Source organism: Clostridium sp. CX1 (assembly GCF_025398335.1).
In the GTDB taxonomy this organism is placed as follows: Bacteria; Bacillota; Clostridia; order Clostridiales; family Clostridiaceae; genus Clostridium_AM; species Clostridium_AM tanneri.
In genome coordinates, this window is sequence record NZ_JAODOO010000070.1 from 1 (window position 1) to 314 (window position 314).

Consider the following 314-nt stretch of genomic DNA (forward strand, 5'->3'; position numbering starts at 1 on the left):
TCTATCAGTTTTAGAAAAGCTGTTTCTCCCATCAAAGACAGTATTATAGTCATTGTATTTTGTCTGTTTTTCAATAAATTCTTCTATCCTTTCTACGGCTCGTTGAATCTTAGTTTTTCGTCTTCCTTTACCTTCTACGAACTTTATATTTTGTTGAAGTTTGATTTTATCTAGGAACTCTAAGATAGACTTCAATTCTTCTAGATTAACTTTTGACTCAGGGATAACAAATACTGTGTTAAAGTCGTTATTTATTTCTTCAATAAACTTCTTAACTTTTTCAAGCAACTTTGTTTCAAACTTATTTGTGGCTT

At 29.6% G+C, this 314-nt stretch carries 1 pseudogene; it reads right to left on the reverse strand.

Annotated elements, in window-relative coordinates:
- Positions 1–314 (reverse strand): annotated as a pseudogene (locus N4T77_RS20190) (IS1182 family transposase); the annotation flags it as partial.